This window comes from Hoskinsella mucinilytica (assembly GCF_045223415.1).
Taxonomy (GTDB): domain Bacteria; phylum Bacillota_I; class Bacilli_A; order Erysipelotrichales; family Erysipelotrichaceae; genus Hoskinsella; species Hoskinsella mucinilytica.
Map to the genome: position 1 here is coordinate 20,166 of NZ_JBEQZJ010000001.1, position 13,989 is coordinate 34,154.

A 13,989-nucleotide genomic window follows, 5' to 3' on the forward strand; every position below is an offset into this window, starting at 1 on the left:
GGAGGTCCTGTATATGAAATTTTCTATTATCGTACCGGTGTATAATGTAGAACGCTATATCAGAAGATGTTTAGATAGCATCATGATTCAAAATGATCAGGACTTTGAAGTTCTTGTGATCAATGATGGATCCAGTGATACTAGTGGCGCTATTTGCGAAGAATATGAAAAACAGTATGATAAAGTGAAGGTTTATCATCAGAAGAATAAAAAATTATCGGAAGCCAGAAATATAGGAATACGATATGCAAAGGGGGAATATTTGTTGTTTGTGGACAGTGATGACTTTTTCCTTCATTCCAATGTCATATCCTTACTTCAAAAAGCCGTAAAAGATCAAGCGGATATCGTGTTATTCCCATTTGCACGTTATGATGAAAAAGATCAATGGATCAATACGGTCGATTATTCCCAAATTCATGAAGCTACTACCTTAGGAGAGGTCTATCTTGATATGTATGAACATAATGTATTCTATCATAATGTTTGGATCCGCTGTTATAAACATGAAATTTTTCAACAGCATCATTTAAGCTTTTATCCGGGCATTATTGGAGAGGATACCAGGTTTTTGTTTGAAAGTTTGCCTTATTTCCATACGTATGCAATGATAGATCAACCATGTTATGGATATCGTATACGAGAAGGTTCCTTATCTTATTCTCCGGATAATCAAAATGTTTATGATCTTTTGGAAACCATCAAGTACTATCCCGCAGATATCAAACAGTTGGATATTGCTATGACTTCCTTTCAAAATGAATATCTTGCTTACTTATATGTTGTGATGTTAATGATGTATGTTAGGATCAAGAAACCGGATCGTAGGCTTTGGGATGAAATCGTAAAAGAAAAAAAGCGGTTAAGTTATCATAAAAAGCCACTTGTACATGCCATTGATATGACGCAAAAGCTCGTTGGTATGTCAACGGTAAAAGTTGTGTTACGATTGGCGAATCAATGGATCAGATTGAAGAACAGGAGGTGTTGATATGAAAAAGAATGCTGTTTATATCATCAATTCCTTACAGAATGGTGGAGCTGAAAGAGTTATCTTGACCCAAGCAGAATATTTGTTGTCAAAAGATATCGAAGTCACCATCATATGCCTGAGAAACTGGATTCAATATGAATGTGATCCCAATATAAAGGTGATCACACTTTGTCAACAAAAAAGGTTTACCGCTATACACTATCTTAGTAAGCTTCCATATCTGGTAAGCCAATTAAACCATGTATTGCATCGTTTAGCAAAAGAGTATGATGTGATACTACTTTCAAGTCATTTATTGTATCCCAATATCATCACCAGATTATCTTCGTACCATCAAGCATGTTTGTATGTCATTCATGCTTCCCAACTTATCGTACCATACCATGATACATGGTTGTATCATCGCTTTCTACAATGGCTCTATGGAAATGCGAAGGTCATTACCGTAGGAGAAGGTTTAAAACAAGAAATGATGGAAACCTATGGGCTTCATCAAGAAAAACTTCGTGCCATCGTCAATCCTTTGGATTTTGAAAAGATAGATCAACAGCTGAAACAAAAACAACATTATCCAAGACCATATCTATTATTTTGTGGTAGACTTACTGCGCAAAAAAGAGTAGATCGTTTGATCAAAGCATATCATCATGGCAAATTTTATGAAGCGTATGATCTTGTCATCGTGGGTGTTGGAGAACTACAAGCAACATTAGCAGAACAAGTGCAGACATTAGGATTAAAAGAACATGTTTATTTTGCAGGATGGCAAGATAATGTTTATGCTTGGATGAAGAATGCTTCTTTATTTGTATTAAGTTCGGATTATGAAGGTCTTGGCATGGTACTTTTAGAGGCATTATATTGTGAATGTAGAATCGTATCTACCGATTGTCCACATGGACCATCGGAAATCATGGTAGGTGAATTAAAACCATATCTTTGTGAGTTACATTCTGAAGCTTTAGCTAATAAGATGAAACTTGCATTAACAACACCTTATCCTAATGATTTAAGAAGCTACACAACAAGATTTCATGTGAAAACCAATGTAGAAACTTATATAAAAACGTATCAAGATTGGTGTGAGGATGCTTTATGAAATTATTGAAAAACTATTTATACAATATGAGCTATCAATTATTGATCATCATACTTCCTTTGATATTGGCACCTTACATCTCTCGTGTGATTGGTCCAGAAGGAGTTGGGGTGTATTCTTATTCCTATTCAATCGTGACCTTGTTTGGATTATTTGCCAATTTGGGTATAGCGAAATACGGTAATAGAGAAATTGCCAAATGTGGAGATGATCGCAAGAAGCGTAGTCAGGTCTTCTGGGAAATTATTTTTATCAAACTACTTTGTTCTGTAGTCGTTTTTCTTGGATATTTCGGTTATTTGAACTATTGTGTCGAACAAAATCAAACGGCATTCTATTTTCAGATCTTTAATCTGTTATCCTTTATGGTAGATATATCATGGTTTTATTGGGGAACTCAAAATTTTAAATTGACAGCATTAAATTCCGCAATCATGAAAGTCCTCTCAATCGTTGCGATATTTATGTGTGTCAAAACCAAATCAGATACATATTTATATGTCGGAATTTTATCCTTCAGTGCTTTCTTGATCCAATTTTCACTATGGTTTTATTTACCACGATACATCGATTTTCAATTTCATCTACAGCATGTCATACAAAAACATTGGAAACATATCTTATTGTTGTTTCTCCCGGTGTTTGCGAAATATATTTATAATTCTATGGATCGTATCATGTTGGGCTCTATCGTGAATATGGAAGAAGTAGGTTATTATGAAAATGTACAAAGTATCACCTTGACGATAACCAATGTATTGACGGCACTGGGCGATGTGGTGATGCCACAAATGACCTTACTATATGCGCAACAAAATCATGATATGATCGAGAATTACACCGGTTGTGCCTTTCATTTGATTACGTTTTTAGCAATCGGTGCCATGTTTGGCTTTATCGGTGTAGCTGATACGTTTATTCCGATGTTTTATGGAGATCAATTTCATAACTGTATCAAGCTATTACAATTGATTGCGCCAACCATTGTGTTTGTAGGATATTCCGATTTGATAAGAAATCTTTATCTTTTACCGAAATATAAAGATCGAGAATATGTAGTTGCGTTGATATTCGGTGCTATTGTTAATTTTGGTATCAATGCTTTTTTGATTCCACATCTACAAAGTGTCGGTGCAATCATCGGAACCCTGTTTGCGGAATTTTCCGTTATGTTCTTACAGGCATGGTTGATCCGAAAGGATGTCCATTTTCTATCTTATATGAAGAAAACACTAGTGTATTGTATGTTTGGCTTTGTGATCTTGATATCATCCTCACTGATCCAAATGTTGCCGATCAATATGATACTGAATTGTTTGTTGCAAATCGCAATTGGAGGAAGTTTATACGCATTATGCGTGTATTGGTATTTAAATACTTATGAAAAAGCAATATGGAATACGATGAAAATAGTACTGCATAGAGGGTAAAGGAGTAGTGTATGATAAAAGGATTAGATGAACATTTGATAAAATCATATCAAATCAATGATCAAACAACATGCATAGAAAAAAGAATCGATGCGATCGATTTACTGACTCATCGTCGTTTGGATATTGCCGCAAAATACCTATATATTGCTTGTCAACAGGACAATGTACTTTCTTCAATCGGCGAATGGGTCTATCGAAATCATTTAGATGTATTAAGCAATGGAAACTTCCGTGAACCAGGCGCAGAAGATAAAAATAGTTATGAAGATTATGTAAATGAATTTGATCAATTGATCTCATCCATCAAAGAACATGGGTTTCAAGCAGAAAAATCTAAGATTCCGGTAGGTAAGTATGGTGTTGCGATGAATGGAGCACATCGGATCAGTTGTTGTATATATTTTCATCATAAGATAGATGTCTTGTATTTTCCGGATTTCATTTCCGTTTCTTATGATTATTTGTTTTTTAGAAAGCGAGGATTATCCCAGGATGTTTTAGATCGTATGGTCTTGCAATATGCCCAATTGAAAAAGGAGAATTTATATGCTTGTTGTATTTGGCCTCAAGGTACCCATGCAATGCCTTTATCTAAGATCATAAAACAGTTTGAAGCGTATGGAACCATTGTATATGACAAAAAAATACCATTAACCTATCAAGGATTGGTCCACTTTATGATAGAGCTATATGGTAAGGAAGCTTGGACAATGGGATATGAACATAAATACAAAGGCATTCATCATAAAGCAATGGCTTGTTATAAAGAAAAGAATCCGTGTTATTTATTATTGTTCGAAAAAAAGAGTAAAGAAGAAATCATTACCATCAAAGCAAAGATTCGTGAAATCATGAACATTAAAAAGAGTGGCATGCACATCAGTGATGACGAAGAAGAATTGATGCGTATTTTGCATTTATTGTTGCATCCGGAAGGAACTTTTTTTCTAAACCATATAGACTTTTTAAAGAAAGACCTGTTAGTACAAATGCAGAAAGAAGAGGTTCAACATGCCTTATTAGATCCATATGCTACTTTAGCGTTTTATGGTCATGGAAACACCATTAGAACCAATACGGATGATATAGAACAACACTTTGATATGGAAATGGATACCAGAAATTTCATCATTTATATGGGGATGAAATTTATGACACTTTCCTTTGTGAAAAAGCAATATCCTCAATTATGTAAAAAACTGCCTTCATTAGAAAAGAAAAAAGAAAACCGTTATGTTATCATGTTTCATAGACTCTATGCAAAAGCAGATACTCTCGCCTATTATATATTAAAAGCAACAGGATTACATAAGATACTTTTGTATTGGAAAGAACATAAAAAATGAATGTATTGAGGTATCATGCGATATACTAAATGAGGAAGGAAGTGTTGGTATGAAGAAACTGCCTCCAATTGCTAAAGTTTATGAGGCCTATAGCGCAATCGCAGATCATAGAGTAGAAATGCATCCACAATTTGCTTATGTAAAAAGTAGTGATGCTACGAAAACCTATACCGTAAAATTTCAGGGAAATGAATATTCCAGTAATGATCATGCCACCGTTTGGCAACATTATGGAGGTTATCCTATATTGGCAGTCTTGATGCTACAAAACAAGCTCCCTCTTGATCAAACTCTGTTGCCGTTTTTTGAACATATCAATTGGAATAAGTGGAATGCGCAGTATCATCATCAATATGATGAAGTCCTTAAAATTTTTTTTGCTGATAAGAAGGAACATGCGACACAAATAGAATCTTGTATGAGATCTTGTTTGAATGCATACGATGCCTTGGATATTACCATCAAAGGAAATCGTGCAAAATTTATCTAAAACATCAAGGAAATCAATTTGATGTTTTTTTTGTATGAAAAAGCGCTTTCAGTTTATCATGAACAAAACATACTTAAGAAAAAGGAAACACATAAGGAAAAAGATATCGTGATATGACTGATATAGGACGTTTTATGTGAATTATTTCGCAAATTTAGATTTACGAAAAAAAGGGATAGTGGTATAATAAAAACGTTACTTAAGGAGGATTTTACTATGGCAAAAAGAACAGTAAAAGATTTAGATGTTGCTGGTAAACGAGTAATCGTTCGCTGCGATTTCAACGTACCAAGAAAAGATGGAAAAATCACAAACGACAATCGAATCATTCAGGCTTTACCTACGATCAAATACCTGATTGAAAATAAAGCTAAAATCATTTTGATGTCTCACCTTGGAAAAGTTAAAACAGAAGAAGACAAAGCAAAAAACGATTTGCGTTGTGTAGCTGATCGTCTTGCTGAACTAGTTGATACGAAAGTTACATTCGTTCCTGTTACAAGAGGCGAAGAACTGGAAAATGCGGTTGCTGCATTAAACGATGGTGAAATCGTTGTTATGCAAAATACTCGTTATGAAAAAGGCGAAAGCAAAAATGATCCAGAACTTGCTAAATACTGGGCTGGTTTAGGTGATATGTTTGTTGAAGATGCATTCGGTAGTGTTCACCGTGCTCATGCTTCAACTGCGGGTATCCCTTCAATCCTTCCTAATGCATTAGGATTCCTAGTAGAAAAAGAAGTTAAAATGTTAGGTGCTGCTGTAGATACTCCAGTACGTCCATTTGTTGCTATCATCGGTGGAGCAAAAGTATCTGATAAGATCGCAGTAGTTGACAATCTATTAAACAAGGCTGACAAAGTTCTAATTGGTGGAGGTATGGCTTATACATTCCTTAAAGCAATGGGATTGAATGTTGGTAAATCTTTGGTAGAAGAAGACAAAGTAGAACTTGCAAAAGAATACATCGCAAAAGCAGAAGGAAAATTGATCCTGCCTGTAGACCATGTATGTGCTGATGCATTTGCAGAAGATGCAAACACTGTTGTTGCTGACAACGAAAACATTCCTGCAGATTACATGGGATTGGATATCGGACCTAAGAGCGTTGAACTTTATAAGAATGAATTAGCTGGTGCTAAGACTGTTGTATGGAATGGACCTATGGGTGTATTCGAAATGAAACCATTCGCAAATGGTACATTACAAGTTTGTACAGCTATTTCTGAACTAGAAGGTGCTACAACTGTCATCGGTGGTGGAGATTCTGCTGCTGCAGCAATTCAGTTAGGATTTGCTGACAAATTCTCTCACATCTCAACAGGTGGAGGGGCTTCTCTGGAATACATGGAAGGTAAAACATTACCTGGAATCGCAGTTATTGCTGATAAATAAGAAAGAGGAAATCAAATTATGAGAAAACCAATTATCGTTGGAAACTGGAAAATGAACAAAACCATGAAAGAAACAAAAGAATTCATGGAAGCTGTAGATGCAGTTGCTGCAAGTGAAAATGCTACTTTTGGTATCGGTGCTCCTTATACTGCATTGACTACTGCTGTAGCAGGTGCGAAGAACCTAATCATTGCTGCTGAAAACTGCCACTTTGAAGATAGTGGAGCATTCACTGGTGAAATTTCTGTACCTATGCTACAGGAAACAGGTGTAACTCACTGTATCATCGGTCACTCTGAACGTCGTACGATGTTTGGTGATACTGATGAAACGGTAAACAAAAAAGCAAAACGTTTGATCGAAGCAGATATTACTCCAATCTTATGTATTGGTGAAACAGAAGCTCAATATGATGCAGGAGAAACTGAAAAAGTCATCCGTGATCAGTTGACTGGTTCTCTTGCTGATATGTGTCCAAAATGTGTTGGAAACATGGTGATTGCTTATGAACCAATCTGGGCTATCGGAACTGGTAAATCTGCTACTATGGAAGATGCACAGAAATGTTGTGCTATCGTTCGTGATCAGGTAAGAGTTATGTATGGTGATGAAGCTGCTGAAAATGTACGTGTACAATACGGCGGATCAGTTAAACCAGGAAACATCGTTGAATATATGGCTTGTCCAGATATCGATGGTGCATTGATTGGTGGAGCTAGCTTAAAAGCTGATAGCTTTATCGAAATCATTGAAAAAACAAAATAATTTAATAAAAGACCTATGATGAATATCACAGGTCTTTTTATATATCTTAACTTTTTAATATTTTTCTAGGTATCCAACCCATGGTACCTTTCTTTTTCACAAGGACTTGATCTCCACAAGTAGCTACTATTTTTACATAATCACCTTTTCTCACTGGCATACGATAAGTTGTAAAATTGTCAACATGCATCTCTTTTCCACATTGATAAAGAAAATCCTTAGGGATCCAAAAATCTTTTCCACTGGATAAATGACGACATAGATATGTTACCTCATCTTTTTTTAATACCGTGACTTCACTATCATGCCATGTAATAAAGAAAGGATCTTTATTCTCAGGAAGAAAGGTATCTGTGATTTGTGCTTTTTCCAAGTCATCACTATGAGCATAGGAGAATTGATGGTGATCGATCAATAAAGCATTTAATTGACCGGCATCTTTTACTTCATTACCTCCATCTATGGTGATGATATGGCGATATTCATCAATTCTTGGGTTAAAACAACAAATACCTTCACAATATTCACTCACTGGAAGATGCCCCACAACAACGTATTTATGAAAGCTTCGTTCCTCTTCGAAAAAACGATTATGGGTCATGATATCTCTCATATCTTCTCCATATTGATGTTCATTTAAAATAGCAGCATGTCCAAAGATAAAATCTTGGGTTTCTATAACATGAGGGAGTGCGTCCACAAATTCCAATTCTTTTCGAAAATGTTGCTTGAGCGCTTTACAATAATCATGCATGTCGATATCTTTATGAAAGGTAATACCAAGCGTAGCTGCCATTTCATGTAGAATACTATTTTTTCGATTCATCAAGACTTCTTTTAGAAATTCTAAGCGATATTCATATAATACGTTCTTACAAACAAAATCACAATTTCCCATCATTGGATGAACATGAGGATGTTGAGAAAGCTTCATGATTTCATAAAGTGTTTCCATGTTATAAGAACCTTTTTCTAATAAATCTCCAACCAAAAACAATTCATCTTTATCCATATCATAAGCAATCTTATGAAGTAGCTTTTGAAATACAGGTAAATTAGCGTGTATATCACTGATTGCGATGATTCTACGCTCTGGGTCTACCTTTATTTTTTGTGATATGATAGATCGATCGATCATAGATACACCTCCTATCGTTCCTTATTATAAAAGATTTTGATATCAGATACCAGTAAAATATCTTTTTCTAAATATATTGAAAGGAATATTTGATTTTGTTAAACAAATAATCACTATTGACTTTAATAATATTAAATGTTATATTAATAATGTGAAAGGATGAGTGAGTTATGGATAAATTACCGGAATGGATGATTCAACTGGATGAAGAGGATGTTACTTTTATCAAACGTTTCTTATTGGCAAGTGGGTCATTAAAAGAAATTGCAAAGGAATATCATGTATCCTATCCAACAGTGCGATTACGTTTGGATCGTTTGATACAGAAAATAGAAATGAATGAGCAAGTGATGGAGGAGCCATATATCGCTTTCATTAAGAAGTTGGCCTTAAATGATAAAATAGACTTTGATACAGCAAAACAACTCATCCATGAATATCGAAAGGAAAAGGAGGGGAATTGATATGGCAATAGGAATCAATGTTCTTATTCAAGTAAGTTTTTTGGTAGGGCTGGTATTACTTCAAAGATATCTAGTGAAACAAGAGTCAAAATGGCTTGGTTGGATCATGCCAATGATCTTTTTCTTACTATCTTGCTTGGTAGTATTGGGAAGTTTAACTTATTCTAATCATTCAACTACAGCAATGTTGGATGAAGCTGGTAATATCATAGAAGAAAGCGTTGTAGTAACCAAGCAACCATGGATCGATCAACTACTTCCTATGATCAGTTTGTTTCTTATGTATAATGTTCCTACAATTGTATTTTCAGCAATGTGCATTGTGGAACATAGAAAAGATAAGGGAAAACAGCAATTAAATAAAATGAGCATACAAGATTTGTGAAAAAAAGGAAGAATGATTTCTTCCTTTTTACATATATTGAGCAATTGTATGATCTAATAAATCATACATCCATTTTTCAAGTGGTTTGTTTTTGAAAGTTAAACGATTTACTTTTCCTAAATACAAGGTTTGACTTTTCATGCCATTCAAAGGGGCTGCATCATCGCATTCATAAATACAAGCTTTTTTATTTGTCTTTTCTTCAATATATTGAATGATTTGACGTATTGTCATATTGCCTTTTGAAGAGATATGATAAACTCCCTCTTGTTTTGCGGAAGCTAGAAATGCTAAAAAGCGTCCGGCCTCTTGATTAGGGAAAAAGCTTAATTTGGCATCCATGTTATCAATATACATCGGTTGTTCATGTACGATATGATCTACATAGTAATCTAAAAGATTGCTTTCTTTAGCTTCGCCTAATAGGATAGGAAATCTTATTGTGAGAGATTTCTGTGCATCATAGATTTGTGATAACACTGCCTCTGCTTGACGTTTACCTTCCGCATAAGAAAAGTCACTTGCTTCTCCCATTTTAATACGATAACGATAAGGTAGGAAGAAATCTTCTCTGATCTCACCTACATCTTCATAGACAGCAATTGAAGAGACTAGGATATAAGTCTTACAATGAATGCTGTTTAACGCAATCTTAATATCATTGGAACAATAAGCTAAAAAATCATATACAACATCAAATTTTTTGTCGAAAAACGCATCCTTCATAGAATTGACATCATAACGATCGATTTTGATTCTTGTAACCTGATCTTCAAAGGGATCATCATGCATACCTCTAGTTGCAATCGTAACCTTTTGCTTTTTCTTAAGTAGCTGATTGATCAGATGAATCCCTACATCATTTGTACCACCTAAAATTAAAATTTTCATAAGAACCTCCCACTGTTGTTTCTGTTATTTTTATTATAGCATGAAATAACGGTAGGAGGGAGATTATCTGTGATTTTCCTAGGAGGTAGGAAGTAAAATGAAACCAAAATTCAAATAGAACAGGTATAATGAAGGTGAATGAGGAGAGTGTCTGTATGAGGAAAACGAAAAAAGAAACAAAACTTCAAACCATCATAACAAATTATGGAATGATGTTGACAGGGGCTTTGATCTTTGCGATAGCCTGTAACTGTTTTATTGTACCAAGTAGTTTAAACAATAGTGGTATCATCGGGTTTTCACAAATTGTGCGAGAGGTGTTAGATCGTTTTACCTTTATCCATCTGCCAATCTCAACCATTGGTATTTTAAATTTTACGTTCAATATACCTTTGTTGTTGATGGCATGGTTCAAAATATCAAAAAAGTTTTGTATCAATACATTGTTATGTGTTGGTGCTCAGACAGTGTTTTTGACTTTGGTTCCTATTATGGATGAGCCGATTTTAGATATCGTTTTAGCAAATGCTGTTATAGGTGGTATCATTGCCGGAGTGGGAAGTGGATTCATGTTACGTGGAGGAAGCTGTAGCGGTGGTATTGATATACTGGGAATGTATTTAAGTATGAAAATGCCTGATTTTAGTATTGGTAAGCTATGTGTCGTATTCAATGCATGTATCTATGCGGCATGTGCGGGTCTATATGATTTGGAGATTGCGATTTATTCTATCATATACAGCTATTTTATGAGTCAAATGGTAGATAAGATCCATTATCAGAACATCAAAATGAGCGCAACGATCTTCACAAAAGTTGATCATGTGGATAAAGTGATCACTTATAATCTAAGACGAGGTGTTACCTACTGGCGAGGAAATGGTAGCTATACAGATGAAGATACTTATGTCATAATGACAGTGGTGTCAAAACAAGAAGTAAATAAGTTAAAGAAAATCGTACATGAATGCGATCCTAAGGCATTTGTCATCTTTAATGAGGGAATGAATGTAGATGGTAATTTCGAAAAGCGATTGGCTTAGATAAGCATAAGAAAAGCATGGACGAGTGTTCATGCTTTTTGTACGTTTGTTATGTCCATAAATGCTTCTTCGAATTTCTTTTTCGGAACCGGTTTGGAAACAAAGAAGCCTTGGATACAGTCAGCTCCAACATGTAATACGATATCCATTTCCGAGCGATGCTCTACACCTTCCACGGTAACTTTGATGCCGATGCTATGACATAGGCTGATAACAGCACTGATGAAATCCAGATTAAACTTGTTGGCATTGATAGCGGAAATGAAGAGGCGATCGATTTTAACGATATCTGCCGGTGTTTGGGCTAACATTCCCAAGGAAGAGTAGCCGGTACCGAAATCATCCATAGCGATTTTGATATTCATAGCACGTAATTGATCAAAGGTATCCTTTAACGCAACCATATCTGTGACGAAATAGCTTTCCGTCAGTTCTAATACGATATGTTTTGGATCAAGTTGATGCTTTTCCAATACGCTTTTTACATGATCAATAAAATGATGATCTAGCATTTGAAGATAAGAGATATTGATATTCATGACAAAATCAGGAATATAAGTGATCCATTCTTTACAAGTCGCAACTGCAGTTTCTAAGATCCAACGACCTGCCAATGTCATTAACCCACTGCTTTCCATCAAAGGAATGAATTCCGCAGGAGATACATTACCAAAATAATCACATTTCCATCTTAATAAAGCTTCCGCACCCTTGACCTTCATGGTGGAGGTATTCAATAATGGTTGATAATACATTTCAAAATCTTGCATATCATTTAAAATCGCATTTTGTAGATGCTCACTCAGTTTCATGGAACGAAGCTTTGATTCGATCAAATCCAAGGAGAAAAAGGTAAAGGTATTTTTACCCTTATGTTTACTGGCTTCCAGAGCCCCTGCAGCATATTTGATCAGATCTAGATAATTATCACCATCTTCATTGATCATGGCAATTCCAGCTGATGCAGTACAATAATATGGTGTACCATCAGCGGAATGTCTGGTGTTACAATACGCATGTAGTTTTTGATATAACTCATATACCATTTCTTTTGTGGCGCCTTTATAAACAATGGCAAATTCATCTCCATCAAAACGATACATCATCGCACTATCCGGTAAAAGCCGTATCACGGTTTGCGCAAACTGGCGCAACACAACATTGCCGAAAATATGATCATTCAAAGCATTGATACGTGAAAAATCATCTAATCCCAAAAGCATGATACCACCACTGGCATTTTTATCTTCTAGATATTGACTTACATATTTGGTGCATTCACTTTGTGTAAATAAACCGGTGATACTATCGATCTTACCTTTACTACCAAGATTGGTCACTATTCCGGCAAAGACGATAGGAACGCCTTGTTCATCACGTTTTAAAAGGCCACGACAACTCACCCATACATATTCATTTTGACGATTTCTGATCTGATATTCAACATTATGTTCATCAGTTTTTCCATCCATCATTTCATTAATAGAATCAAAATAGCGCTGTTTGTCTTTTTCAAGAATCAATGTTCCCCATAAAGGAACCAAGCCATCTACAAAACGTCCGGGCAAGTCAAAATCACGCAACATATTTTCTGATATCAAAGAGATATCTTTTTGCATATCTACGATATAAATATAATCATCTGTGCTGTTCACCATAGCATCATAAAAAAGATAAGGATCAATTTTAAAGTCTTCAAATAAATCTATTTGTTTATCCATGATGGCGCCTCCGTTTATACTCTTAATATAACATTTTTTTACCTATTTGAATAGCGTTATTTGCGTAACCAATAATATAAAACATAGCATGGTGATGTATAGAAACAGGAAGAACGTGTTCGATTGACATTCTTAAGAATTTATGACGATTATGATTGCTTTATTGTCGATGCTTTTAAATTGCGATACAATATTTTTTAAGATAGGCGGTGATCTTTTGAAGAAAAAGAAAAATATGAAAGTCCGTTTCTTATGCGCCCTCATATTCCTAGCGATGAGTGGAGGCGTTATGTATAGCATTTATCAGCTTTCTGCGGAAAATGGCTATCAATCCAATGAACGTAGTGAGATTGTGACAGAAAAAATAAAAGAAGAAGTACAATCAACGTTGGAAACGTCACCTAAGGGTATGGTATTGAGCGAAAAGATAAAATACTTTGTTATCATGCATTCTCCCTATGGTAGTGATTGGAATGCGAATATACGAAAGCTCGCACATTTCTCCATTTATTTTGGCTTAGCATGTATGATTTATATCACGTTAGCGATCCTTGGCGTAAACAAAACGATGCGTTTTATATTAACCATTGGGATTTGTTTCTGTTTTGCATTTGGAGATGAATATCATCAAAGCTTTACCGGAAGAACCAGTTCCATGAGTGATGTTTATTTAGATACCTTTGGATCCCTATGTGCAACGCTTGGATTGACTCTCATATCTTTTATTCTCAGTGGAATACAAGGACTTGTCAATCTTGCGTACAAAGAACATTAATTCTTACAACATTGAAAGATGGGAAAAATCCATCTTTTTTTGATTTATAT

At 35.1% G+C, this 13,989-nt stretch carries 14 protein-coding genes; 11 read left to right on the forward strand and 3 right to left on the reverse strand.

Features of this window, described 5'->3' with window-relative positions; genetic code table 11:
* Positions 1-13 precede the first annotated feature (13 nt).
* The 7 genes from UGRO018_RS00095 (at position 14) to tpiA (ending at position 7,522) form a co-directional block, all read left to right on the forward strand.
* On the forward strand, positions 14-991 hold the full coding sequence (locus UGRO018_RS00095) for a glycosyltransferase family 2 protein (RefSeq protein WP_416324409.1): 978 nt from the start codon (positions 14-16) through the stop codon (positions 989-991).
* Between the two features lies 1 nt (position 992).
* Entirely contained in the window at positions 993-2,093 is a 1,101-nt protein-coding gene (locus tag UGRO018_RS00100) for a glycosyltransferase (protein WP_416324410.1), read from the forward strand.
* Complete coding sequence (locus UGRO018_RS00105) at positions 2,090-3,523, forward strand: flippase (RefSeq protein ID WP_416324411.1); 1,434 nt, start codon at positions 2,090-2,092, stop codon at positions 3,521-3,523. The genes UGRO018_RS00100 and UGRO018_RS00105 overlap by 4 nt, the downstream gene beginning before the upstream one ends.
* 11 nt (positions 3,524-3,534) lie before the next feature.
* Positions 3,535-4,872 carry a hypothetical protein gene (locus UGRO018_RS00110; protein ID WP_416324412.1) on the forward strand — a complete coding sequence of 446 codons (1,338 nt, stop codon included), beginning with the start codon at positions 3,535-3,537 and terminating at the stop codon, positions 4,870-4,872.
* Positions 4,873-4,921: 49 nt separating this feature from the next.
* The gene (locus UGRO018_RS00115; RefSeq protein ID WP_416324413.1) at positions 4,922-5,362 is read left to right on the forward strand and encodes a hypothetical protein; all 441 of its coding nucleotides are present in this window, start codon (positions 4,922-4,924) and stop codon (positions 5,360-5,362) included.
* 216 nt (positions 5,363-5,578) lie between these two features.
* Complete coding sequence (locus tag UGRO018_RS00120) at positions 5,579-6,757, forward strand: phosphoglycerate kinase (RefSeq protein ID WP_416324414.1); 1,179 nt, start codon at positions 5,579-5,581, stop codon at positions 6,755-6,757.
* An 18-nt stretch (positions 6,758-6,775) separates the two neighbouring features.
* Positions 6,776-7,522 carry a triose-phosphate isomerase gene (tpiA, locus tag UGRO018_RS00125; RefSeq protein ID WP_416324415.1) on the forward strand — a complete coding sequence of 249 codons (747 nt, stop codon included), beginning with the start codon at positions 6,776-6,778 and terminating at the stop codon, positions 7,520-7,522.
* 46 nt (positions 7,523-7,568) lie between these two features.
* On the opposite strand, the gene UGRO018_RS00130 is transcribed toward tpiA, so the two are convergent.
* Positions 7,569-8,660, reverse strand: a complete 1,092-nt coding sequence (locus tag UGRO018_RS00130) for a metallophosphoesterase (protein ID WP_416324416.1) — start codon at positions 8,658-8,660, stop codon at positions 7,569-7,571.
* Positions 8,661-8,830: 170 nt separating this feature from the next.
* Between UGRO018_RS00130 and UGRO018_RS00135 the strand changes: the two genes are divergently transcribed.
* Both UGRO018_RS00135 and UGRO018_RS00140 read left to right on the forward strand, forming a co-directional pair.
* Positions 8,831-9,124, forward strand: a complete 294-nt coding sequence (locus UGRO018_RS00135; protein ID WP_416324417.1) for a DUF2089 family protein — start codon at positions 8,831-8,833, stop codon at positions 9,122-9,124.
* A gap of 1 nt (position 9,125) precedes the next feature.
* Positions 9,126-9,509: a hypothetical protein gene (locus tag UGRO018_RS00140; RefSeq protein WP_416324418.1), complete on the forward strand. Its 384-nt coding sequence runs from the start codon at positions 9,126-9,128 to the stop codon at positions 9,507-9,509.
* A 27-nt stretch (positions 9,510-9,536) separates the two neighbouring features.
* Here the strand turns inward: UGRO018_RS00140 and UGRO018_RS00145 are convergent, their stop codons facing one another.
* The gene (locus UGRO018_RS00145; RefSeq protein ID WP_416324419.1) at positions 9,537-10,400 is read right to left on the reverse strand and encodes an NAD-dependent epimerase/dehydratase family protein; all 864 of its coding nucleotides are present in this window, start codon (positions 10,398-10,400) and stop codon (positions 9,537-9,539) included.
* A 155-nt stretch (positions 10,401-10,555) separates the two neighbouring features.
* On the opposite strand from UGRO018_RS00145, the gene UGRO018_RS00150 reads away from it, so the two are divergent.
* Positions 10,556-11,443 (forward strand): YitT family protein, encoded by an 888-nt coding sequence (locus UGRO018_RS00150; protein WP_416324420.1) that lies wholly within the window; start codon positions 10,556-10,558, stop codon positions 11,441-11,443.
* Between the two features lie 29 nt (positions 11,444-11,472).
* Here UGRO018_RS00150 and UGRO018_RS00155 read toward each other — a convergent pair whose 3' ends face one another.
* Complete coding sequence (locus UGRO018_RS00155; RefSeq protein WP_416324421.1) at positions 11,473-13,164, reverse strand: bifunctional diguanylate cyclase/phosphodiesterase; 1,692 nt, start codon at positions 13,162-13,164, stop codon at positions 11,473-11,475.
* 274 nt (positions 13,165-13,438) lie between these two features.
* On the opposite strand from UGRO018_RS00155, the gene UGRO018_RS00160 reads away from it, so the two are divergent.
* Positions 13,439-13,939 carry a VanZ family protein gene (locus UGRO018_RS00160; RefSeq protein WP_416324536.1) on the forward strand — a complete coding sequence of 167 codons (501 nt, stop codon included), beginning with the start codon at positions 13,439-13,441 and terminating at the stop codon, positions 13,937-13,939.
* Positions 13,940-13,989 lie beyond the last annotated feature (50 nt).